This is a genomic window from Streptomyces fungicidicus (assembly GCF_003665435.1).
Classification (GTDB): Bacteria; Actinomycetota; Actinomycetes; order Streptomycetales; family Streptomycetaceae; genus Streptomyces; species Streptomyces fungicidicus.
In genome coordinates this window covers 4,472,557-4,495,040 of sequence record NZ_CP023407.1, presented here as the reverse complement: position 1 = coordinate 4,495,040, position 22,484 = coordinate 4,472,557, and the positions used below count along the sequence as shown (strand labels likewise).

General features: G+C 70.8%; 18 protein-coding genes. 3 read left to right on the top strand and 15 right to left on the bottom strand.

What is annotated here, in order from left to right:
- The first annotated feature begins 224 nt into the window (after positions 1-224).
- On the top strand, positions 225-1,439 hold the full coding sequence (gene fahA / locus CNQ36_RS20595) for a fumarylacetoacetase (protein ID WP_121547089.1): 1,215 nt from the start codon (positions 225-227) through the stop codon (positions 1,437-1,439).
- Between the two features lie 197 nt (positions 1,440-1,636).
- Positions 1,637-2,578, top strand: coding sequence for a M56 family metallopeptidase (locus CNQ36_RS20590; protein ID WP_004927552.1), 942 nt, complete (start codon positions 1,637-1,639; stop codon positions 2,576-2,578).
- An 18-nt stretch (positions 2,579-2,596) separates the two neighbouring features.
- Here CNQ36_RS20590 and recQ read toward each other — a convergent pair whose 3' ends face one another.
- The 15 genes from recQ to CNQ36_RS20515 all read right to left on the bottom strand — a co-directional run bounded on the left by recQ (position 2,597) and on the right by CNQ36_RS20515 (position 20,760).
- Positions 2,597-4,546 (bottom strand): DNA helicase RecQ, encoded by a 1,950-nt coding sequence (recQ, locus tag CNQ36_RS20585; RefSeq protein ID WP_121547088.1) that lies wholly within the window; start codon positions 4,544-4,546, stop codon positions 2,597-2,599.
- Positions 4,547-4,716: 170 nt separating this feature from the next.
- Positions 4,717-6,366, bottom strand: coding sequence for an NADH-quinone oxidoreductase subunit NuoN (gene nuoN, locus CNQ36_RS20580; RefSeq protein ID WP_121547087.1), 1,650 nt, complete (start codon positions 6,364-6,366; stop codon positions 4,717-4,719).
- Entirely contained in the window at positions 6,363-7,934 is a 1,572-nt protein-coding gene (locus CNQ36_RS20575; protein ID WP_004927558.1) for an NADH-quinone oxidoreductase subunit M, read from the bottom strand. Before CNQ36_RS20575 ends, nuoN begins: the two co-directional genes overlap by 4 nt.
- 5 nt (positions 7,935-7,939) lie before the next feature.
- Complete coding sequence (gene nuoL, locus CNQ36_RS20570) at positions 7,940-9,904, bottom strand: NADH-quinone oxidoreductase subunit L (protein ID WP_121547086.1); 1,965 nt, start codon at positions 9,902-9,904, stop codon at positions 7,940-7,942.
- A 14-nt stretch (positions 9,905-9,918) separates the two neighbouring features.
- Positions 9,919-10,218, bottom strand: a complete 300-nt coding sequence (nuoK, locus tag CNQ36_RS20565) for an NADH-quinone oxidoreductase subunit NuoK (protein ID WP_004927567.1) — start codon at positions 10,216-10,218, stop codon at positions 9,919-9,921.
- Positions 10,215-11,057 (bottom strand): NADH-quinone oxidoreductase subunit J, encoded by an 843-nt coding sequence (locus CNQ36_RS20560; RefSeq protein WP_004927571.1) that lies wholly within the window; start codon positions 11,055-11,057, stop codon positions 10,215-10,217. The genes nuoK and CNQ36_RS20560 overlap by 4 nt, the downstream gene beginning before the upstream one ends.
- Positions 11,054-11,695 carry an NADH-quinone oxidoreductase subunit NuoI gene (gene nuoI, locus CNQ36_RS20555; protein ID WP_004927574.1) on the bottom strand — a complete coding sequence of 214 codons (642 nt, stop codon included), beginning with the start codon at positions 11,693-11,695 and terminating at the stop codon, positions 11,054-11,056. Before nuoI ends, CNQ36_RS20560 begins: the two co-directional genes overlap by 4 nt.
- Positions 11,688-13,067: an NADH-quinone oxidoreductase subunit NuoH gene (gene nuoH, locus CNQ36_RS20550; RefSeq protein WP_121547085.1), complete on the bottom strand. Its 1,380-nt coding sequence runs from the start codon at positions 13,065-13,067 to the stop codon at positions 11,688-11,690. Before nuoH ends, nuoI begins: the two co-directional genes overlap by 8 nt.
- Complete coding sequence (locus CNQ36_RS20545; protein WP_121547084.1) at positions 13,064-15,568, bottom strand: NADH-quinone oxidoreductase subunit G; 2,505 nt, start codon at positions 15,566-15,568, stop codon at positions 13,064-13,066. The genes nuoH and CNQ36_RS20545 overlap by 4 nt, the downstream gene beginning before the upstream one ends.
- Positions 15,565-16,911: an NADH-quinone oxidoreductase subunit NuoF gene (gene nuoF / locus CNQ36_RS20540; protein ID WP_121547083.1), complete on the bottom strand. Its 1,347-nt coding sequence runs from the start codon at positions 16,909-16,911 to the stop codon at positions 15,565-15,567. The genes CNQ36_RS20545 and nuoF overlap by 4 nt, the downstream gene beginning before the upstream one ends.
- The gene (gene nuoE, locus CNQ36_RS20535) at positions 16,911-17,771 is read right to left on the bottom strand and encodes an NADH-quinone oxidoreductase subunit NuoE (protein ID WP_004927585.1); all 861 of its coding nucleotides are present in this window, start codon (positions 17,769-17,771) and stop codon (positions 16,911-16,913) included. The genes nuoF and nuoE overlap by 1 nt, the downstream gene beginning before the upstream one ends.
- Positions 17,768-19,090, bottom strand: coding sequence for an NADH-quinone oxidoreductase subunit D (locus CNQ36_RS20530; protein WP_121547082.1), 1,323 nt, complete (start codon positions 19,088-19,090; stop codon positions 17,768-17,770). Before CNQ36_RS20530 ends, nuoE begins: the two co-directional genes overlap by 4 nt.
- Entirely contained in the window at positions 19,087-19,836 is a 750-nt protein-coding gene (locus CNQ36_RS20525; RefSeq protein WP_121547081.1) for an NADH-quinone oxidoreductase subunit C, read from the bottom strand. Before CNQ36_RS20525 ends, CNQ36_RS20530 begins: the two co-directional genes overlap by 4 nt.
- Positions 19,833-20,387, bottom strand: a complete 555-nt coding sequence (locus tag CNQ36_RS20520) for a NuoB/complex I 20 kDa subunit family protein (protein WP_004927596.1) — start codon at positions 20,385-20,387, stop codon at positions 19,833-19,835. The genes CNQ36_RS20525 and CNQ36_RS20520 overlap by 4 nt, the downstream gene beginning before the upstream one ends.
- A gap of 13 nt (positions 20,388-20,400) precedes the next feature.
- Positions 20,401-20,760, bottom strand: a complete 360-nt coding sequence (locus CNQ36_RS20515; protein WP_007490928.1) for an NADH-quinone oxidoreductase subunit A — start codon at positions 20,758-20,760, stop codon at positions 20,401-20,403.
- Positions 20,761-21,495: 735 nt separating this feature from the next.
- Between CNQ36_RS20515 and CNQ36_RS20510 the strand changes: the two genes are divergently transcribed.
- Positions 21,496-22,335 (top strand): C40 family peptidase, encoded by an 840-nt coding sequence (locus tag CNQ36_RS20510; protein ID WP_121547080.1) that lies wholly within the window; start codon positions 21,496-21,498, stop codon positions 22,333-22,335.
- Positions 22,336-22,484: the final 149 nt, after the last annotated feature.

Here is a 22,484-nt window from a genome sequence, read left to right as displayed (position 1 = left end):
GAACGCCCCCTCCCCGAGACCTTCCGGCACCCGCCCAGAGTCGCCCCGTTCGCACCGCTCCGTCAAGATTGCGTCCCGCCCTGTGGATAACTTCCGGTACGCGACGGGAAGCGGCATAAGGCGCCCCGGGACGGCTCTGCACAACACGGCCGCATCACCCGTAACGTGTGGCACGGCCACGGACACGTGGAGCACCTGCGCACACGAAAGCGAGGCAGCACCCGATGCCCCCCTTCGATGTCCCCGAGGGCGATCCCTTCGGCCCGCACAACCTGCCGTACGGCGTGTTCTCGCCCCCCGGTTCCTCGGAGCGGACCGTGGGCGTCCGGCTCGGCGACCACGTCCTGGACGCCGGCGCCGCGGCGCACGCCCTGGGCTCTCCCTACGCCTCCCTGCTCGCCCGCCCGACCCTCAACCCGCTGCTGGCGGCGGGCCGTACGGCCTGGTCGGACGTGCGGCGGGCGCTCACGGCGTGGGTGACGGTCCCGGCCCACCGGGAGACCGTGGAACCGCTGTTCCACCCGCTGTCCGAGGTGACCCTGCACCTCCCGTTCGAGGTCGCGGACTACGTCGACTTCTACGCCTCGGAGAACCACGCCCGGAACGTCGGCCGGATCTTCCGCCCCGACGCCGCCGACTCCCTGACCCCCAACTGGAAGCACCTGCCGATCGGTTACCACGGCCGTTCCGGCACGGTCGTGGTGTCCGGCGCCGACGTCGTACGCCCCTCGGGCCAGCGCAAGGCGCCCGCGGACGCCGCCCCGGTCTTCGGGCCGTCCGTGCGGCTGGACATCGAGGCCGAGGTCGGCTTCGTGGTCGGCGTGCCGTCCGAGCGGGGCCGCCCGGTGCCGCTCGGCGACTTCCGCGACCACGTCTTCGGCCTCTGCCTCCTCAACGACTGGTCCGCGCGCGACGTCCAGGCCTGGGAGTACGTGCCCCTCGGCCCGTTCCTCGGCAAGTCCTTCGCCACCTCGGTGTCGGCGTGGATCACCCCGCTGGACGCCCTGGACGAGGCCCGCGTCGCGCCGCCGGAGCGCACCCACGAGCTGCTGCCGTACCTGGACGACGCGGGCGAGGAGCCCGGCGGCTACGACCTGCGGATCACCGTCACGATCAACGGTCACACCGTCTCCGAGCCGCCCTTCTCCACCATGTACTGGACGGCCGCGCAGCAGCTCGCCCACACGACCGTCAACGGCGCCTCGCTGCGCACCGGCGACCTGTACGGCTCCGGCACGGTGAGCGGGCCCGCCGAGCGGGAACGCGGCTCACTGCTCGAACTGACCTGGAACGGCCGTGACCCCCTCGAACTCCCGGACGGGAAGCGGACGTTCCTCGAGGACGGCGACGTGGTGACGCTGTCGGCCTGGGCGCCGGGCCCGGACGGTGTGCGCGTGGGCCTCGGCGAGGTCACGGGACGGGTGGTCCCCGCCGTGTGACCCGTCCGGCCCTGCCGGTCCGCCACGACCCCTCACCCCGCACCGCCCTTCGCCGTCATACTTGGCGGGGGGCGGTGCGCGCGTTCGCACCCCGTTCCCCGCGCACTTCCGCACGCCCCAGCACGCCCCAGCACGCCCCAGCACGCCCCAGCACGATCCGAAGCCTCCCTCGTCCGAGAAGATCCGGAGCCCGTGGCATGACCGTCTGCCTGCTCCTGCTGAGCGTCGTCGCCGTGACCGCCGCCGTGCCCGTCCCCCGGGCGCTGACCCGGGCGAAGTGGCCGGAACGGGAACCGGTGGTCGCCCTGTGGGTGTGGCAGTGCCTGGTGGCCACCGTCCTGCTGTGCTGCGTCACGGCCCTCGCGCTGGGCGCCGCCGCCGTCTTCGGCACCGTCCGCGCCCAGCTCTTCGCCCCGGCGCCGCCCGCGGTGACCGCCGCGTACGACCTGTCCGCCGCCTCGCCCTGGACGGCCGCCCTGACCCTGCTGCTGGCCTGCGGGGCGGCCTGGACGACGGCCATGCTGGGGCGCGAGCTGGTCGAGGCCCGCCGCCGGCGCGGCCGGGCCCGGGAGCATCTGCGGGAGCGCGCCCCCGACCTGCCCGCGGGGCTTCCCGCGGCCCGCGGTCCCCTGCTGGTGCTGGAGGAGGAGTACCCCGACGCCTGGTGGATGCCGGGCAGCCCGCCCCAGCTGATCGTGACCACCGGGGCCCTGCGGCGCCTGACCGACCACCAGCTCGACGCCGTCCTCACCCACGAGCGCGGCCACGCCCGCGCCCGCCACGACTGGCTCCTCCACCTCTCCACGGCCCTGGCCACCGGCTTTCCCCGGGTGCCGCTGTTCGCGCACTTCTGCGACCAGACACATCGCCTGGTGGAGCTGTCCGCCGACGACACGGCCTCCCGCCGCTGCGGCCATCTGACCACGGCGCTGGCGCTGATCGAGCTCAACCAGCACCGCGGTGTGCTGTCCTGCGCCTCCAGCCGCCGTCTGCTCGGCGAGCGCGTCGACCGCCTCCTGCAGCCCCCGCCCCGCCTCGCCCGCCGGGACCGCGCCCTGACGACGGCGGCGGCGGCCCTGGTCCCCCTGCTGCCCCTGCTGATCACCTTCGCACCGGGCCTGCTGACCGCCCTGTCCTAGGCGGCCGCGCCGGGCCGTCTAGGACCAGTCGGGCTCCGGCTCCTCCTCGGGCCAGTCGTCCGGGTGGCCGGGGTCCTCGGACGGGGCGCCGGGGTCCCCGGACGCGGCGCCGGCGTCGCCCGGCGCCGTCAGCCCGGCCAGTACGGCCACCACGCCCTCCCCGTACGTCGCCAGCTTCTTCTCGCCCACCCCGCTGATCCCGCCCAGCTCGGCGACCGAGGCGGGCCACACCGTGGCGATCTCCCGCAGCGTGGCGTCGTGGAAGATCACATACGCGGGGACGCCCTGCTCGCGGGCCTGCTCGGCACGCCAGGCGCGCAGCGCCTCGAAGGCGGGCTGGAGCTCTTCCGGCAGCTCGGCCGCGGCGGCCTTGCCCTTGCGCTCGCCCCGGCCGCCCGCGCCCTTGGCCGTCGCCGGCTTCTTCGGCTCCTTGCGCAGCGGCACCTCCCGCTCCCGCCGCAGCACCGCCCCGCTGGCCTCGGTCAGCACCAGCGTGCCGTACTCCCCCTCCACGGCGAGCAGCCCCTGCGCCAGCAACTGGCGGACGACGCCCCGCCATTCGGCCTCGCTCAGCTCCTCGCCGATGCCGAACACGGACAGCTGGTCGTGGTCGAACTGGATGACCTTGGCCGTGCGCCGGCCCAGCAGGATGTCGACGATCTGCACGGCGCCGAACTTCTGCCCGCGTTCCCGCTGCAGCCGCACCACCGTGGACAGCACCTTCTGCGCCGCGACCGTCCCGTCCCAGGTCTCCGGCGGGGTGAGGCAGGTGTCGCAGTTGCCGCAGCCCGCCGCGTCCGGGTCCTGGCCGAAGTAGGCGAGGAGCTGGCCGCGCCGGCAGCGCACGGTCTCGCACAGGCCGAGCATCGCGTCCAGGTGCTGGTTGGCCCTCCTCCGGAACGCCTCGTCGCCCTCACCGGACTGGATCAGCTTGCGCTGCTGGATGACGTCGTTGAGCCCGTACGCCATCCAGGCCGTGGACGGCTGCCCGTCGCGCCCCGCGCGGCCCGTCTCCTGGTAGTAGCCCTCGACCGACTTGGGCAGGTCGAGGTGGGCGACGAACCGGACGTCCGGCTTGTCGATGCCCATGCCGAAGGCGATGGTCGCCACCACGACCAGGCCCTCCTCGCGCAGGAACCGCGCCTGGTGCGCGGCGCGCGTGCCCGCGTCGAGGCCCGCGTGGTACGGCACCGCCTCGACGCCGTTGCGGGAGAGGAACTCGGCGGTCTTCTCGACCGAGTTGCGGGACAGGCAGTAGACGATGCCCGCGTCCCCCGCGTGCTCCCCGCGCAGGAAGCCCAGCAGCTGCTTCCTGGGGTCCGCCTTGGGCACGATCCGGTACTGGATGTTGGGCCGGTCGAAGCTCGCCACGAAGTGGCGGGCGTCCGGCATGCCCAGCCGCTCGGTGATCTCCCGGTGGGTGGCGTGGGTGGCCGTCGCCGTGAGCGCGATGCGGGGGACGTCCGGCCAGCGCTCGCCGAGCACCGACAGGGTGAGGTAGTCAGGCCGGAAGTCGTGCCCCCACTGGGACACGCAGTGCGCCTCGTCGATCGCGAAGACGGAGATCTTGCCGCGCGACAGCAGGTCCCGGGCGGAGTCCAGCCGCAGCCGCTCCGGTGCGAGATACAGCAGGTCCAGCTCGCCGGCGAGGAACTCCGCCTCGACGACCCGCCGCTCCTCGAAGTCCTGCGTGGAGTTCATGAACCCGGCCCGCACGCCCAGTGCCCGCAGCGCGTCCACCTGGTCCTGCATCAACGCGATGAGCGGGGAGACCACGACCCCCGTACCGGGCCTGACCAGGGCCGGAATCTGGTAGCAGAGCGACTTCCCGCCACCGGTCGGCATGAGCACCACCGCGTCACCGCCCGCGACCACGTGCTCGATGACCGCTTCCTGCTCACCGCGGAAGGCCTCGTACCCGAACACCCGGTGCAGCGCGGTCAGCGCCTCGCTCTCCATCACTGTCATCCCGCCACTACCGCCCGTCACCTTGCCCCCGTGAGCCGTCCCTCGACCACCGCCTCCACGATAGGGGTCCGCACCGACAGCCCCGGAGTTGTCCACAGGCACACCCGTACGACGGCGGCGGCCCGGCGCCCCGAGGGGTGCCGGGCCGCCGCGGGCCGGTGGGCGTCGTGTCAGCGCACGAACACTCCCGCGTCGCCCGCCAGCTCCAGGAAGTACTGCGGCGCCACACCGAGCACCACCGTGACCGCCACGCCGACCCCGATCGCCGTCATCGTCAGCGGTGACGGCACCGCGACGGTCGGGCCCTCGGGGCGCGGCTCGCTGAAGAACATCAGGACGATGACGCGGATGTAGAAGAACGCCGCGATCGCCGAGGAGATCACGCCGACCACGACCAGCGGGGCCGCCCCGCCCTCCGCCGCCGCCTTGAACACGGCGAACTTCCCGGCGAAGCCGGAGGTCAGCGGAATGCCGGCGAAGGCCAGCAGGAACACCGCGAAGACCGCCGCCACCAGCGGGGACCGGCGGCCGAGCCCCGCCCACTTGGACAGGTGGGTCGCCTCACCGCCGGCGTCCCGCACCAGGGTGACCACCGCGAACGCGCCGATCGTCACGAACGAGTACGCCGCCAGGTAGAACAGCACGGACGAGACGCCCGACGGCGTGGCCGCGATGACACCCGCGAGGATGAAGCCCGCGTGCGCGATCGACGAGTACGCCAGCAGCCGCTTGATGTCGGTCTGCGTGATCGCCACGATCGCGCCGGCCAGCATGGTGACGATGGCGACGCCCCACATGACCGGCCGCCAGTCCCAGCGCAGGCCCGGCAGCACGACGTAGAGGATGCGCAGCAGCGCGCCGAACGCGGCCACCTTGGTCGCCGCCGCCATGAAGCCGGTCACCGGCGTCGGGGCGCCCTGGTACACGTCGGGAGTCCACATGTGGAAGGGGACCGCGCCGACCTTGAACAGCAGGCCCATGACCAGCAGCGCGGCGCCGACCAGCAGCAGCGCGTCGTTGCCCATGGTGTTCGCGAGCGCCGGGTTCACGTCCTGCACCGTGCCGTCGACGACCTGCGCGATCGTGGCGTACGACATCGAGCCGGAGTAGCCGTACAGCAGCGCGATGCCGAACAGGGTGAACGCGGAGGCGAAGGCGCCGAGCAGGAAGTACTTCACCGCCGCCTCCTGCGACAGCAGCCGCTTGCGGCGGGCCAGGGCGCAGAGCAGGTACAGCGGGAGCGAGAGCACCTCGAGCGCCACGAACAGCGTCAGCAGGTCGTTGGCCGCCGGGAAGACCAGCATGCCGGCGACCGCGAACAGCAGCAGCGGGAACACCTCGGTGGTGGTGAACCCGGCCTTGACCGCCTGCTTCTCGCTGTCGCTGCCGGGCACCGCCGCGGCCTGGGCGGCGAAGGAGTCCACCCGGTTGCCGTGCGCCTCCGGGTCGAGGCGGCGCTCGGCGAAGGTGAACAGGCCGACCAGGGCGGTCAGCAGGATCGTGCCCTGCAGGAACAGGGCCGGTCCGTCGACGGCGATGGCGCCCATCGCCGCGATGCCCGCCTTGGTCGTGGCGTAGCCCTTCGCGGCGAGCGCCACCACCGCGGCGAACGCGGCGGCGAGCGCGACCACGGAGACGAACATCTGTGCGTAGTAGCGGGACTTCCGCGGGACGAACGCCTCGACCAGCATCCCGACGATCGCCGCGCCGACGATGATCAGGGTGGGGGCCAGCTGTCCGTACTCGATCTTCGGCGCGTCGATCTTCGAGATCGGGTCGGCCGCCGTTGTCCACAGGCTGTGGACGGCTGTTGCGCTCACTTGGCCGCCTCCACCTCGGGCCGGGGGTCCTTCTGCTGTACGTCGGACATGGTGTGCTTCACCGCCGGGTTCACGACGTCCGTGAGGGGCTTCGGGTAGACGCCCAGGAAGACCAGCAGCACCACCAGCGGCGCCACCACCGCGATCTCCCGCACCCGCAGGTCGGGCATCGCGGAGACCTCGGGCTTCACCGGGCCGGTCATCGTCCGCTGGTAGAGGACGAGGGTGTAGAGCGCGGCGAGCACGATGCCGAAGGTGGCGATGATCCCGATCACCGGATAGCGGGTGAACGTGCCGACCAGGACCAGGAACTCACTGACGAAGGGCGCGAGCCCCGGCAGCGAGAGGGTGGCGAGGCCGCCGATCAGGAACGTGCCGGCGAGCACCGGGGCGACCTTCTGGACACCGCCGTAGTCGGCGATGAGCCGGGAGCCGCGCCGGGAGATCAGGAATCCGGCGATCAGCATCAGCACGGCGGTCGAGAGGCCGTGGTTGACCATGTAGAGCGTGGCGCCGGACTGCCCCTGGCTGGTCATCGCGAAGATGCCCATGATGATGAAGCCGAAGTGCGAGATCGACGCGTACGCGATCAGCCGCTTGATGTCGCGCTGGCCGACCGCGAGCAGCGCGCCGTAGATGATGCTGATGACCGCCAGCACGAGGACGGCGGGCGTCGCCCACTTGCTGGCCTCCGGGAACAGCTGGAGGCAGAAGCGGAGCATCGCGAAGGTGCCCACCTTGTCGACGACGGCCGTGATCAGCACCGCCACCGGGGCGGTGGACTCCTGCATGGCGTTGGGCAGCCAGGTGTGCAGCGGCCACAGCGGCGCCTTCACCGCGAAGGCGAAGAAGAAGCCCAGGAACAGCCAGCGCTCGGTGTTCGTCGCCATCTCCAGCGAGCCGCCTGCCCGCGCCTCGGCGATCTCGGACAGTGAGAAGGTCCCGGCGACCACGTACAGCCCGATCACCGCGGCCAGCATGATCAGACCGCCGGCCAGGTTGTAGAGCAGGAACTTCACCGCCGCGTACGACCGCTGGGTCGCCGCCGTCGCCTCGCCGTGCGCGTGGGCACGGTCCCCGAAGCCTCCGATGAGGAAGTACATCGGGATGAGCATGGCCTCGAAGAAGATGTAGAAGAGGAAGACGTCGGTGGCCTCGAAGGAGAGGATCACCATCGCCTCGACGGCCAGGATCAGGGCGAAGAAGCCCTGCGTCGGCCGCCACCTCCTGCTTCCCGTCTCCAGGGGGTCGGCGTCGTGCCAGCCCGCGAGGACGATGAACGGGATCAGCAGCGCGGTCAGCGCGATCAGCGCCACCCCGATGCCGTCCACGCCCAGTTCGTAGCGCACCCCGAAGTCGGCGATCCAGGCGTGCGACTCGGTGAGCTGGTAACGGGCGCCGTCCGGGTCGAACCGCACCAGGACGACGACCGCCAGCACGAGCGTGGCGAGCGAGAACGACAGGGCCAGCCATTTGGCCGCCGTGCGCTTCGCGGCCGGTACGGCGGCCGTGGCGATCGCCCCGACGGCCGGGAGCACCGCCGTCGCTGTCAGCAGAGGAAAGGACATCGGTATCAGACCGCCCTCATCAGCAGGGTCGCGGCGACCAGGACCGCCGCGCCCCCGAACATCGAGACCGCGTAGGACCGCGCGAAGCCGTTCTGCAGCCTGCGCATGCGTCCGGACAGGCCGCCCATGGAAGCCGCCGTGCCGTTGACGACCCCGTCGACCAGGGTGTGGTCGACGTAGACCAGCGAGCGCGTGAGGTGCTCACCGCCGCGCACCAGGACCACATGGTTGAAGTCGTCCTGGAGGAGGTCGCGCCGGGCGGCCCGGGTGAGCAGCGACCCGCGCGGGGCGACGGCCGGCACCGGACGGCGCCCGTACTGGGCCCAGGCGACCACCACTCCGACGACCATCACGGCCACCGTCGCGGCGGTCACCGTCGCCGCGCCGATCGGCGCGTGCCCGTGGTCGTGCCCGGTGACGGGCTCCAGCCAGTGCATGAAGCGGTCGCCGATGCTGAAGAACGCGCCGCCCGCGACCGACCCGACGGCCAGCACGATCATCGGGATCGTCATGATCTTCGGCGACTCGTGCGGGTGCGGGGGCTCGTACTCGCCGCCCGTCCCGGCGGCCGGCTCCACGTCCGGCGCCGCCGGGGACGGCGTCGGGGCGTTGCGCCAGCGCTCCTCGCCGAAGAACGTCATCAGCATCACGCGCGTCATGTAGTAGGCGGTGATGGCCGCGCCCAGCAGGGCACAGGCGCCGAGGATCCAGCCCTCGGTGCCGCCCTTGGCGAACGCCGACTCGATGATCTTGTCCTTGGAGAAGAAGCCGGACAGGCCGGGGAAGCCGATGATCGCCAGATAGCCGAGGCCGAAGGTGACGAAGGTGACCGGCATGTACTTGCGCAGTCCGCCGTAGCGGCGCATGTCGACCTCGTCGTTCATGCCGTGCATCACCGAACCGGCGCCGAGGAACAGCCCGGCCTTGAAGAAGCCGTGCGTCACCAGGTGCATGATCGCGAAGACGTAGCCGATGGGGCCGAGGCCCGCGGCCAGCACCATGTAGCCGATCTGCGACATGGTCGAGCCGGCCAGCGCCTTCTTGATGTCGTCCTTCGCGCAACCGACGATCGCACCGAACAGCAGCGTGACCGCGCCGACGATGGTGACGACCAGCTGGGCGTCCGGGGCGCCGTTGAAGACGGCCGCGGAGCGGACGATCAGGTAGACACCCGCGGTCACCATGGTCGCGGCGTGGATCAGGGCCGAGACGGGCGTCGGGCCCTCCATCGCGTCCCCGAGCCAGGACTGCAGCGGCACCTGGGCGGACTTGCCGCAGGCGGCGAGCAGCAGCATCAGGGCGATCGCGGTGAGCTTGCCCTCGCCGGCCTGCCCGGCGAGGCCGGGCTCGTCGAGGCTGCCGAGCACCGGCCCGAAGGCGAAGGTGCCGAACCACAGGAACATCAGCATGATCGCGATCGACAGACCCATGTCGCCGACGCGGTTGACCAGGAAGGCCTTCTTCGCGGCCGTGGCCGCGCTGGGCTTGTGCTGCCAGAAGCCGATCAGCAGGTAGGAGGCGAGACCGACGCCCTCCCAGCCGACGTACAGCAGCAGGTAGTTGTCGGCGAGGACCAGGATCAGCATCGCCGCGAGGAACAGGTTGAGATAGCCGAAGAAGCGGCGGCGCCGCTCGTCGTGCTCCATGTACCCGACCGAGTACACGTGGATCAGCGAGCCGACGCCGGTGATCAGCAGGACGAACGTCATCGACAGCTGGTCGAGCCGGAAGGCGACGTCGGCCTGGAATCCCTCCACCGGGATCCAGCTGTACAGGTGCTGTGTGAGGGTGCGGTCGTCCGCCGCCCTGCCCAGCAGGTCGGTGAACAGCACCGTGCCGAGCACGAAGGAGACGGCCGCGAGCAGCGTGCCGATCCAGTGGCCCACGGCGTCCAGCCGGCGTCCGCCGCACAGCAGGACCACCGCTCCGAGCAAGGGCGCCGCCACCAGCAGCGCAATCAGGTTCTCCACGATTCAGCAGCCCCTCACAGCTTCATCAGGCTGGCGTCGTCGACCGAGGCCGAGTGGCGGGAACGGAACAGGGACACGATGATCGCCAGTCCCACCACGACCTCCGCGGCGGCGACCACCATCGTGAAGAAGGCGATGATCTGGCCGTCGAGGTTGCCGTGCATCCGGGAGAAGGCGACGAACGCGAGGTTGCAGGCGTTGAGCATCAGCTCGACGCACATGAACACGACGATCGCGTTGCGCCGGATCAGCACGCCGGTGGCGCCGATCGTGAACAGCAGCGCTGCGAGATACAGGTAGTTCACCGGGTTCACTTCGACGCCTCCTCGGCCCGCTTGAACGTCGGCGCGTCGATGGCGTTGCGCTCCAGACGCTCCTCCGCGCGCTGCTCCATGGCCCGCAGGTCGTTGATCGCCTCCTGCGAGACGTCACGGATCTGGCCGCGCTCCCGGAGCGTCTTGCTGACGGTGAGGTCCGACGGGGTGCCGTCGGGCAGCAGGCCCGCGATGTCCACGGCGTTGTGCCGGGCGTACACACCCGGCGCCGGCAGCGGCGGCAGGTACTTGCCCTCGCGGACGCGCTGCTCGGCCAGCTCCCGCTGGGTCCTGGCGCGCTCGGTGCGCTCCCGGTGGGTGAGCACCATGGCGCCGACGGCCGCCGTGATCAGCAGGGCGCCGGTGATCTCGAAGGCGAAGACGTACTTGGTGAAGAGGAGGGCCGCGAGGCCCTCCACGTTGCCGCCCGCGTTGGCCTCGCCGAGGCCGTTGAACTCGCTGAGCGAGGCGTTCCCGATCCCGCCGACCAGCAGGACGCCGAAGCCGAGACCGCACAGCAGGGCCAGCCAGCGCTGGCCCTTGATGGTCTCCTTCAGGGAGTCGGCCGCGGTGACGCCGACGAGCATCACCACGAAGAGGAACAGCATCATGATCGCGCCGGTGTAGACGACGATCTGGACGACGCCCAGGAAGTAGGCGCCGTTGGCCAGGTAGAACACCGCCAGGACGATCATGGTCCCGGCGAGGCAGAGCGCGCTGTGCACGGCCCGCCTCATGAAGACGGTGCACAGGGCGCCGATCACCGCGACCGTGCCGAGCACCCAGAACTGGAAGGCCTCTCCGGTGGAGGTGGAGTAGGCGGCGAGCTGCTCGGTCATCGCCCGGTCACCTTCCCCGACGCCGGCTCCGTCGCCCCGAAGGTCGAGTCGGCCTCCTGGACGACCTCGCCCTCGGAGTGGACCGCCTGCCGCTCCGTGCCGGGCGCGGCCTCGGTGACCAGGCCCCGGTAGTAGTCCTGTTCGTCGGTGCCCGGGTACATGGCGTGCGGCGAGTCGACCATGCCCTCCTCCAGACCGGCGAGCAGCTGCTCCTTGGTGTAGATGAGGTTGGCGCGGCTGGAGTCGGCCAGCTCGAACTCGTTGGTCATCGTGAGCGCGCGGGTGGGGCACGCCTCGATGCACAGCCCGCACAGGATGCAGCGGGCGTAGTTGATCTGGTAGACGCGGCCGTACCGCTCGCCGGGCGAGTAGCGCTCCTCGTCGGTGTTGTCCGCGCCCTCGACGTAGATCGCGTCGGCGGGACAGGCCCAGGCGCACAGCTCGCAGCCGACGCACTTCTCCAGGCCGTCCGGATGGCGGTTGAGCTGGTGCCGTCCGTGGAAACGCGGAGCGGTGGTCTTCTGCTGCTCCGGGTACTGCTCGGTCAGCCGCTTCTTGAACATGGCCTTGAAGGTCACGCCGAAGCCGGCCACGGGGTTCTGGAAACCGGGCTCGGTCCCCTTGGGCTCCTCAGCCATCGGACGCCTCCTTTCCATCCGTGGATCCGCCCACAGATCCGTCAGTCTGGGTATCGGGTGCACCGCTGCCGATCAGCTCCCGCTCCCGGCGCGGACGGCGTCGCGGCACCGGCGGCAATTCCTGTCCCGGCAGCGGCGGTACGGGGAATCCGCCGCCCATCGGGTCGAAGGCGGGCGGGCCGTCGGGCTGCCCGGTCTCCTTGTCCTTCGCCTTCGACCGGAACATGTCGGCGACGAAGGAGAGCAGCAGCAGGCCGAGGACGGCCGCGGCGATGTAGAGCGCGATGTCGGCGAAGTCGTAGTTCTCGTTGCGCAGCGCCCGCACGGTGGCCACCAGCATCAGCCACACCAGGGACACCGGGATGAGGACCTTCCAGCCGAGCTTCATCAGCTGGTCGTAGCGGACCCGCGGAAGCGTGCCGCGCAGCCAGACGAATCCGAACAGCAGGGTCAGGAGCTTGCCGGTGAACCAGAGCATCGGCCACCAGCCGTGGTTGGCTCCCTCCCAGAAGGTGCTGACGGGCCAAGGGGCCCGCCAGCCGCCCAGGAAGAAGGTCACGGCGACGGCCGAGACGGTCACCATGTTGATGTACTCGGCGAGCATGAACATCGCGAACTTGATCGACGAGTACTCGGTGTTGAAGCCGCCGACCAGGTCGCCCTCGGACTCCGGCATGTCGAACGGGGCGCGGTTGGTCTCGCCGACCATCGTCACGATGTAGATGAGGAAGGAGACCGGCAGCAGCAGGATGTACCAGCGGTCGGCCTGCTGCTCGACGATCGTCGACGTCGACATCGACCCCGAGTAGAGGAACACCGAGGCGAACGCGGCGCCCATGGCGATCTCGTACGAGATCATCTGCGCGCAGGAGCGCAGGCCGCCCAGCAGCGGATAGGTGGAGCCGGAGCTCCAGCCCGCCAGGACGATGCCGTAGATGCCGACCGAGGCGACCGCGAGGATGTACAGCGCCGCGATCGGCAGGTCGGTGAGCTGCATCGTGGTGCGGTGGCCGAAGATCGAGACCTCGTTGCCGGCCGGTCCGAAGGGGATCACCGCGAACGCCATGAAGGCCGGCACGGCCGCGACGACCGGCGCGAGGACGTACACCGCCTTGTCGGCGCGCTTGACGACGACGTCTTCCTTCAGCATCAGCTTCACGCCGTCGGCGAGCGACTGGAGCATGCCCCAGGGGCCGTGCCGGTTGGGGCCGATGCGCAGCTGCATCCAGGCGACGACCTTGCGCTCCATGACGATGGAGATCAGCACGGTCACCATCAGGAAGGCGAAGCAGAACACCGCCTTGATGACGACCAGCCACCAGGGGTCGGTCCCGAACATCGAGAGGTCTTCAGCGGCGAGGTACGGGCTCATGCCTCCACCTCCTTGGGGGCCTCGTCGGCGGGGGTCGCCGGGCCGATACGGACGAGGGAGCCGGGCAGCGCCCCGGTGCCGGAGGCGACGCCGCCGCCGACGGAGTTGAGCGGAAGCCACACCACGCGGTCGGGCATCTCGGTGACCGCCAGGGGCAGTTCGACCGTCCCGGCGGTGCCGGTCACCGCGAGCAGGTCGCCGTCCTTGACGCCGGACTCGGCGGCCGTGGCGGCCGACAGGCGTGCGCGGGCGGCGTGCCGGGTACCGGCGAGCGCCTCGTCGCCCAGCTGCAGCAGGCCCTCGTCGAGCAGCAGCCGGTGGCCCGCGAGCACGGCCTCCCCGGCGGCGGGCCGGGACAGGGCGCCCGCGGTCTCCAGCGGGTCGGTGGCCCGGGGGCCGTCCCAGGCGCCGAGCCGGTCGAGCTCCGAGCGGACCGTGCGCAGGTCCGGCAGTCCCAGGTGGACGTCCATGGCGTCGGCCAGCATCTGCAGCACCCGCGCGTCGGTGGGCGCGGACCGCCGGGTCATCTGGTCCGGCTTGAGCGCCGCCTCGAACATGCGGACCCTGCCCTCCCAGTTGAGGAAGGTGCCGGCCTTCTCGGCGACCGCGGCCACCGGCAGGACGACGTCGGCGAGCGCGGTGACCTCGCTGGGCCGCAGCTCCAGCGAGACCACGAACCCGGCCTCGGCGAGGGCGGCACGCGCGCGCGCCGGGTCGGGCAGGTCGGCGACCTCCACGCCCGCGACCAGCAGCGCCTGGAGCTCTCCGCGCGCCGCGGCCTCGACGATCTGTCCGGTGTCGCGGCCGTAGCGGTGCGGCAGCTCGGCCACGCCCCAGAGGGCGGCGACCTCCTCGCGTGCGCGCGGGTCGGTCGACGGGCGGCCGCCCGGCAGCAGCGACGGCAGCGCGCCCGCCTCCACGGCGCCGCGCTCACCGGCCCGGCGCGGGATCCACACCAGCCGGGCGCCGGTGGCGGCGGCGAACCGGACGGCCGCGGTCAGCCCGCCCCGTACGGCCGCCAGCCGCTCGCCGACGACGATCACCGCGCCCTCGGCCCGCAGCGCCTCGGCGGCACCGGCCCCGTCGCCCTCCAGGCCGACGCCGCCCGAGAGCGCGTCCAGCCATTCGGTCTCGGTGCCGGGAGCCGCCGGGAGCAGTGTGCCCCCGGCCTTCTCGAGGCCCCGGGTGGCGTGCGTGGCCAGGGCGAAGGTCCGCTGCCCGTGTCCCCGCCAGGCCTTGCGCAGCCGCAGGAAGACGCCGGGCGCCTCCTCCTCGGACTCGAACCCGACCAGCAGAACCGCGGGCGCCTTCTCCAGGTGCGTGTAGGTGACGCCCGTGCCGTCGAGGTCACGGCCGCGGCCCGCGATCCGCGCGGCGAGGAAGTCGGCCTCCTCGGCGCTGTGCACGCGCGCGCGGAAGTCGATGTCGTTGGTGGCGAGCGCCACCCGCGCGAACTTGCTGTAGGCGTAGGCGTCCTCGACGGTGAGCCGGCCGCCGGTCAGTACGCCGGTGCGGCCCCGCGAAGCCAGCAGCCCCTGCGCCGCGATCCGCAGCGCGTCCGGCCAGGACGCGGGCTCCAGCTCGCCCTCCGGGTTGCGCACCAGCGGGGTGTCGAGCCGGTCCCGCAGCTGCGCGTACCGGAACCCGAAGCGCCCCTTGTCGCAGATCCACTCCTCGTTGACCTCGGGGTCGTCGGCGGCGAGCCGCCGCATGACCTTGCCGCGCCGGTGGTCGGTGCGGGTGGCGCAGCCGCCGGAGCAGTGCTCGCACACCGACGGCGAGGAGATCAGGTCGAAGGGGCGGGAGCGGAACCGGTACGCCGCCGAGGTGAGCGCGCCGACCGGGCAGATCTGGATGGTGTTGCCGGAGAAGTACGACTCGAAGGGGTCGCCCTCGCCGGTGCCGACCTGCTGGAGCGCGCCCCGCTCGATCAGCTCGATCATCGGGTCGCCCGCGATCTGGTTGGAGAAGCGGGTGCAGCGGGCGCACAGCACGCACCGCTCGCGGTCGAGCAGCACCTGGGTGGAGATGGCGACGGGCTTCTCGTAGGTGCGCTTCTTGCCCTCGAAGCGGGACTCGGCGTTGCCGTGCGACATCGCCTGGTTCTGCAGCGGGCACTCGCCGCCCTTGTCGCAGACCGGGCAGTCCAGCGGGTGGTTGATGAGCAGCAGCTCCATCACACCCTTCTGGGCCTTCTCGGCGACCGGCGACGAGAGCTGCGTCTTCACCACCATCCCGTCGGTGCAGGTGATGGTGCAGGAGGCCATCGGCTTGCGCTGGCCCTCGACCTCGACGATGCACTGGCGGCAGGCGCCGGCCGGGTCGAGGAGCGGGTGGTCGCAGAAGCGGGGGATCTCGATCCCGAGCTGCTCGGCGGCCCGGATGACCAGGGTGCCCTTGGGCACGCTGAGCTCGGCGCCGTCGATGGTCAGCGTCACCAGGTCCTCGGGCGGGACCGCCGCCTCTCCCCCGCCGGAGGGAGCGTTGGTGGTCACAGTCATGCGTGCACCTCCGTACGGTCGGCCCAGGCCGTCGACTTGGCCGGGTCGAAGGGGCAGCCACGGCCCGTGATGTGCTCCTCGTACTCCTCGCGGAAGTACTTGAGCGAGGAGAAGATCGGCGAGGCGGCGCCGTCGCCGAGGGCGCAGAAGGACTTGCCGTTGATGTTGTCGGCGATGTCGTTCAGCTTGTCGAGGTCGGCCATCCGTCCCTTGCCGGCCTCGATGTCCCGCAGCAGCTGGACGAGCCAGTACGTCCCCTCGCGGCAGGGCGTGCACTTGCCGCAGGACTCGTGGGCGTAGAACTCGGTCCAGCGGGTGACGGCGCGCACGACGCAGGTCGTCTCGTCGAAGCACTGCAGGGCCTTCGTGCCGAGCATGGATCCCGCGGCGCCCACTCCCTCGTAGTCGAGGGGGACGTCGAGGTGCTCGTCGGTGAACATCGGCGTCGAGGAGCCGCCCGGTGTCCAGAACTTCAGCCGGTGTCCCGGGCGCATCCCGCCGCTCATCTCCAGCAGCTGGCGCAGGGTGATGCCGAGGGGCGCCTCGTACTGTCCGGGGCTGGCGACGTGGCCGCTGAGGGAGTAGAGCGTGAAGCCGGGGGACTTCTCGCTGCCCATCGAGCGGAACCAGTCCTTGCCCCGGTTCATGATGGCGGGAACCGAGGCGATCGACTCGACGTTGTTCACCACGGTCGGGCAGGCGTAGAGGCCCGCGACGGCGGGGAAGGGGGGACGGAGCCTCGGCTGGCCCCGGCGGCCTTCCAGCGAGTCGAGCAGCGCGGTCTCCTCACCGCAGATGTAGGCGCCCGCGCCCGCGTGCACGGTGAGTTCGAGGTCGAGTCCGCTGCCCAGGACGTTCTCGCCGAGGAAGCCGGCCTCCCGGGCCTCGCGCACGGCCTCGTGCAGCCGCCGCAGCACGGGGACCACCTCACCCCGCAGATAGATGAAGGCGTGCGACGACCTGATCGCGTAACAGGCGATGACGATGCCCTCGATGAGGCTGTGCGGGTTCGCGAAGAGGAGCGGGATGTCCTTGCAGGTGCCGGGCTCCGACTCGTCGGCGTTGACCACCAGGTAGTGGGGCTTGCCGTCCCCCTGGGGGATGAACTGCCACTTCATCCCGGTGGGGAAGCCGGCGCCGCCGCGCCCGCGCAGACCGGACTCCTTGACGTACGCGATGACGTCGTCCGGCGACATCGCTAGCGCCTTGCGCAGCCCCTCGTACCCCTCGTGTCTCCTGTAGACGTCCAGCGTCCAGGCGTCGTCCTCGTCCCAGAAGGCCGACAGCACGGGTGCGAGCAGCTTCTCCGGGCTCATGTCCTTGAGTTCGGGTGCCAAGGTCATCACTCCCCCTCCTCGGCGGTGGGCCCCGCGGGGTGGGCCGGGTCGGAGGCCGACGTGTCCTGCGGCGCGTCGTGCGAGCTGAGGTGCTCCGTCGGGGCCGGCTCGTGCGGCGGGGTGTCCCGGGGCGCCTCACCGCGCGGGTGCACCACGCGCGCCGGGGCGGCCTCCCCCTTGGCCAGCTTCAGGCCGACCAGGGAGGCGGGGCCCGCGCTTCCGGTGGCCTCGACGGCTCCCTCCCGTGCGTCGGGGAAGCCGGCCAGGATGCGGGCGGTCTCCTTGAAGGTGCACAGGGGCGCCCCGCGCGTGGGCGCGACCGGGCGGCCGGCGCGCAGGTCGTCGACCATGCGCTTGGCGCTCTCCGGCGTCTGGTTGTCGAAGAACTCCCAGTTCACCATCACCACGGGCGCGAAGTCGCAGGCCGCGTTGCACTCGATGTGCTCCAGGGTGACCTTGCCGTCGTCGGTGGTCCCGCCGTTGCCGACGCCCAGGTGCTCCTGGAGCTCCTCGAAGATCGCGTCGCCGCCCATGACGGCGCACAGGGTGTTGGTGCACACCCCGACCTGGTAGTCGCCGCTCGGCCGGCGCCGGTACATGCTGTAGAAGGTGGCGACCGCGGTCACCTCGGCCGTGGTCAGGCCGAGCACGTCCGCGCAGAACCGCATCCCGGTGCGCGTGACATGGCCTTCCTCCGACTGCACGAGGTGCAGCAGCGGCAGGAGGGCGGACCGGGAGTCCGGGTAGCGGGCGATGACCTCGCGCGCGTCGGTCTCCAGCCGGGCCCGGACGTCGTCCGGGTAGGCGGGCGCGGGCAGTTCGGGCATGCCCAGGCTGACGCCCCGCTCCGAAGAAGAGGTGGTCACCGGTCGACGCCTCCCATCACGGGGTCGATGGACGCGACGGCGACGATGACGTCGGCGACCTGGCCGCCCTCGCACATCGCCGCCATGGCCTGCAGGTTGGTGAAGGACGGGTCACGGAAGTGGACCCGGTAGGGGCGGGTGCCTCCGTCGGAGACGACGTGCACCCCGAGCTCGCCCTTGGGCGACTCGACCGCCGCGTACGCCTGTCCCGGCGGGACGCGGAAGCCCTCGGTGACGAGCTTGAAGTGGTGGATCAGGGCCTCCATGGAGGTGCCCATGATGTTCTTGATGTGGTCGAGCGAGTTGCCCAGTCCGTCCGGTCCCAGGGCGAGCTGGGCGGGCCAGGCGATCTTCTTGTCGGCGACCATGACCGGTCCGGGCTGGAGCCGGTCCAGGCACTGCTCGACGATGCGCAGCGACTGGCGCATCTCCTCCAGCCGGATCAGGAAGCGGCCGTAGGAGTCACAGGTGTCGGCGGTCGGGACCTCGAAGTCGTAGGTCTCGTATCCGCAGTACGGCTGTGTCTTGCGCAGGTCGTGCGGCAGGCCGGTGGAGCGCAGGATCGGGCCGGTGGCGCCGAGGGCCATGCAGCCGGCCAGGTCGAGGTAGCCGACGTCCTGCATGCGGGCCTTGAAGATGGGGTTCCCGGTGGCGAGCTTGTCGTACTCGCCGATGTTCTTCCGCATCTTCTTCACGAACTCGCGGATCTGGTCCACCGCGCCGGGCGGCAGGTCCTGGGCGAGTCCGCCGGGGCGGATGTACGCGTGGTTCATCCGCAGGCCGGTGATGAGTTCGTAGATGTCGAGGATCAGCTCACGGTCACGGAATCCGTAGATCATGATCGTGGTGGCGCCGAGCTCCATGCCGCCGGTGGCGATGCACACCAGGTGGGAGGAGAGCCGGTTCAGCTCCATCAGGAGCACCCGGATGACCGAGGCGCGGTCGGGCACCTGGTCCTCGATGCCGAGGAGCTTCTCGACCGCGAGGCAGTACGCCGTCTCGTTGAAGAACGGCGTCAGGTAGTCCATGCGCGTCACGAACGTGGTGCCCTGCGTCCACGTCCGGTACTCGAGGTTCTTCTCGATGCCGGTGTGGAGGTAGCCGATGCCGCAGCGGGCCTCGGTGACCGTCTCGCCGTCGATCTCCAGGATCAGGCGGAGCACTCCGTGGGTCGACGGGTGCTGCGGGCCCATGTTGACGACGATGCGCTCGTCGTCGGCCCGGGCCGCGCTCTCGACGACCTCGTCCCAGTCGCCGCCGGTGACGGTGTAGACGGTGCCTTCGGTGGTCTCACGCGAGGAGGCGTGCGAAGTGCTCATGAGTACGACCTCCGCTGGTCCGGAGCCGGGATCTGGGCGCCCTTGTACTCGACGGGGATGCCGCCGAGGGGATAGTCCTTGCGCTGCGGGAAGCCCTGCCAGTCGTCCGGCATCATGATCCGCGTCAGGGCCGGGTGACCGTCGAAGACGATGCCGAAGAAGTCGTACGCCTCGCGCTCGTGCCAGTCGTTCGTCGGATAGACCGAGAACAGCGACGGGATGTGCGGGTCGCTGTCGGGGGCGCTGACTTCCAGGCGGATCAGCCTGTTGTGGGTGATCGAGCGCAGGTGGTACACGGCGTGCAGCTCGCGGCCCTTGTCGTTCGGGTAGTGCACGCCGCTGACGCCGGTGCACAGCTCGAAGCGCAGGGCGGGGTCGTCGCGCAGGGTCCTCGCGACCCGGACCAGGTGCTCGCGCTCGATGTGGAAGGTGAGTTCGCCGCGGTCGACGACGGTCCTCTCGATGGCGTTCTCCGGGAGCAGGTCCTGCTCCTCCAGCGCGCCCTCCAGCTCGTCGGCGACCTCGTCGAACCAGCCCCCGTAGGGGCGGGCCGCCGGACCCGGGAGCCGGACCGAGCGGACCAGGCCGCCGTAGCCGGAGGTGTCGCCGCCGTTGTTGGCGCCGAACATGCCGCGCTGGACGCGGATCTCCTCGCCGCCCTGTCCGCGCTGGCCGGGGAGGTTCTCCGCGGAGAGGTCCTTCTCGGGGTTCACGCCGTCACCCGGGGTGTCGTTCGCGTCGCTCATCGCAGCAGCCCCTTCATCTCGATCGTGGGCAGGGCCTTGAGCGCCGCCTCCTCCGCCTCGCGGGCCGCCTCCTCGGCGTTCACGCCGAGCTTGGAGGTCTGGATCTTCTGGTGGAGCTTGAGGATGGCGTCCATCAGCATCTCGGGGCGGGGCGGGCAGCCGGGGAGATAGATGTCGACCGGGACGACGTGGTCGACGCCCTGGACGATCGCGTAGTTGTTGAACATGCCGCCCGAGGAGGCGCAGACCCCCATGGAGATCACCCACTTGGGGTTCGGCATCTGGTCGTAGACCTGCCGCAGCACCGGCGCCATCTTCTGGCTGACCCGCCCGGCGACGATCATGAGGTCCGCCTGCCGCGGCGAACCGCGGAAGACCTCCATGCCGAAGCGCGCCAGGTCGTAGCGGCCGGCGCCGGTGGTCATCATCTCGATGGCACAGCAGGCGAGGCCGAACGTGGCGGGGAACATGGACGACTTGCGCACCCAGCCCGCGGCCTGCTCGACGGTGGTCAGCAGGAATCCGCTCGGCAGCTTTTCTTCGAGTCCCATGACTTGTGGCCCCTCAGTCCCATTCCAGGCCGCCGCGCCGCCATACGTACGCGTACGCGACGAAGACGGTGAGCACGAAGAGCAGCATCTCCACGAGCCCGAAAAGCCCCAGGGCGTCGAAGGTGACGGCCCAGGGGTAGAGGAAGACGATCTCGATATCGAAAATGATGAAGAGCATCGCCGTCAGGTAGTACTTGATGGGGAAGCGCCCGCCGCCGGCCGGCGTGGGGGTCGGTTCGATACCGCACTCGTACGCCTCGAGCTTGGCGCGGTTGTACCGCTTCGGACCGATCAGCGTGGCCATGACCACGGAGAAGATCGCAAAGCCTGCCCCGAGGGCTCCCAGTACGAGGATGGGCGCATACGCGTTCACCGCTCCTCGCTCCTCTCAGTCGGCACTGACTGCTGGCGGTTGTGCAGCGGGCTCCGTCCGCCTCGACAGCCCCACGAACCACGCCCGCCCCGGCGAAGATCGAGAACATGTGAAGCAGGTCACAAGCCCAACCGCTCCGCATCCTATGCCCGTAGGTCTGTGATCTGCGACACGGGGTATTGCACAAGCTTTGTGATCTCCACCACCTGACGAACGATCATGAAGTCGGATGAGCGGTGATCTTCACACGCCAAGCATCCACGTGATCACCAATGGTGACATTTTGACTGGTCAGCGCAGCTCAGAGGGCCCGTCTCAATATCAAGAGGCTTCCCGCGCATGCAAATTGGCGCTGGACTTGATCGCTTGCTAGAGGAGCGTTCACACATCAGGGGGGAAACGGAGCGGGATGTGGACGTGTGCACGCGTTCACGAAGTCGCGGCGTCTCGATCCGGCCATCGACGGGACCCGGCGGCCGGCGCCCCGACGCGACGGCAGGGGTAATCGTTCCGTGACCTCCGCCACATCGATGAGAGACGGATGAGAGCGGGGATTGGCCAACCACCTCAACCGATGGTAAGCGGGGAGCAATTCGGACGTAACGATGAAAGTACGTGATCACGGGCCGATCCCGGACGCCCGCAATGTCCGTTACGGCGTCAATAAAGAGCGACACGCCCGGGATTCGGAGTCTCCGTTGAACAACTGTGGCGCAGGACACGTTTCTTGAAGATATGAAGCAGCCCCTGATACCGGTTGTTCCCATGTCCCACACCGCTCACATACGCAGCCACCGGAAGCCCCGCCGTACCGCGTCATCCACGATCGCGATGCGGGCCGGAGTTGCCGGTGGCGTTCTCAGCACCCTGGCAGTGGCCGGGGCGTCCGGTTCGGCGAACGCCGCCGAGCCCGTGACGCAGACCCTCGAACTGCCCACCCTGACGGCCGACCTGGCCACTCAGGCCGCCCAGTCCGCGGAAGCCACGCAGCAGGCCGCCGCGAACTACCAGCTGCAGGCCGAGCGTGACGCGGCCGCCACAAAGGCCGCGAAGGAGGCCAAGGCGGACCTCGCCGAGGCCAAGAAGAAGGCCGAGGCGAAGAAGAAGGCCGCCGAGGAGGCCCGCAAGGCCGCCGCCGAGCGCGCCGCCCGCGACGCCGAGCGCCCCGCCCTCAGCACCACCGCCACGGCGGCCACGACCACCGCCTCGGCCCCGGCCGGCGGCAGCGTCGCGACGGTCGTCGCGTTCCTCAGGGCACAGGTGGGCGACGCCTACGTCATGGGCGCCTCGGGCCCCAACGCCTGGGACTGCTCCAGCCTGGTGCAGGCCGCGTTCAAGCAGGTCGGCGTCGACCTGCCGCGCGTCTCCCAGGACCAGTCGATGGCCGGCACCGACATCCCGCTGTCGCAGATCCAGGTCGGCGACATCCTGTACTGGGGCGGCAAGGGCTCCGCGTACCACGTGGGCGTCTACATCGGGAACGGCCAGTACCTGGACGCCGCCAACCCCTCCAAGGGCGTCGTCATCCAGGACCTCTCCGGCTACCCCGCCTCGGGAGCCGTGCGCGTGCTCTGAGCCGCGCCCGTACGGGCCACAGGGCCGCTGCCGCTCGGGGGCAGCGGCCCTCCCCGCGTTGCGCCGGCCGGCGCCGACATCACCCTCATTGCCCGAATCGCACCCGACGTGGAGTGCGTTGGCGGGCCGCCCGCGCCCGGACGCGACGC

Coding starts and splice junctions, on each gene's coding strand:
- nuoH (WP_121547085.1), bottom strand. CDS start 13,067: ATGAGCCCGTACCTCGCCGCTGAAGACCTCTCGATGTTCGGGACCGAC.
- recQ (WP_121547088.1), bottom strand. CDS start 4,546: ATGACAGTGATGGAGAGCGAGGCGCTGACCGCGCTGCACCGGGTGTTC.
- CNQ36_RS20545 (WP_121547084.1), bottom strand. CDS start 15,568: ATGACTGTGACCACCAACGCTCCCTCCGGCGGGGGAGAGGCGGCGGTC.
- CNQ36_RS20560 (WP_004927571.1), bottom strand. CDS start 11,057: ATGACCGAGCAGCTCGCCGCCTACTCCACCTCCACCGGAGAGGCCTTC.
- CNQ36_RS20575 (WP_004927558.1), bottom strand. CDS start 7,934: ATGTCCTTTCCTCTGCTGACAGCGACGGCGGTGCTCCCGGCCGTCGGG.
- CNQ36_RS20520 (WP_004927596.1), bottom strand. CDS start 20,387: ATGGGACTCGAAGAAAAGCTGCCGAGCGGATTCCTGCTGACCACCGTC.
- CNQ36_RS20510 (WP_121547080.1), top strand. CDS start 21,496: ATGAAGCAGCCCCTGATACCGGTTGTTCCCATGTCCCACACCGCTCAC.
- nuoF (WP_121547083.1), bottom strand. CDS start 16,911: ATGACCTTGGCACCCGAACTCAAGGACATGAGCCCGGAGAAGCTGCTC.
- CNQ36_RS20525 (WP_121547081.1), bottom strand. CDS start 19,836: ATGAGCGACGCGAACGACACCCCGGGTGACGGCGTGAACCCCGAGAAG.
- CNQ36_RS20590 (WP_004927552.1), top strand. CDS start 1,637: ATGACCGTCTGCCTGCTCCTGCTGAGCGTCGTCGCCGTGACCGCCGCC.
- nuoI (WP_004927574.1), bottom strand. CDS start 11,695: ATGGCTGAGGAGCCCAAGGGGACCGAGCCCGGTTTCCAGAACCCCGTG.
- fahA (WP_121547089.1), top strand. CDS start 225: ATGCCCCCCTTCGATGTCCCCGAGGGCGATCCCTTCGGCCCGCACAAC.
- CNQ36_RS20530 (WP_121547082.1), bottom strand. CDS start 19,090: ATGAGCACTTCGCACGCCTCCTCGCGTGAGACCACCGAAGGCACCGTC.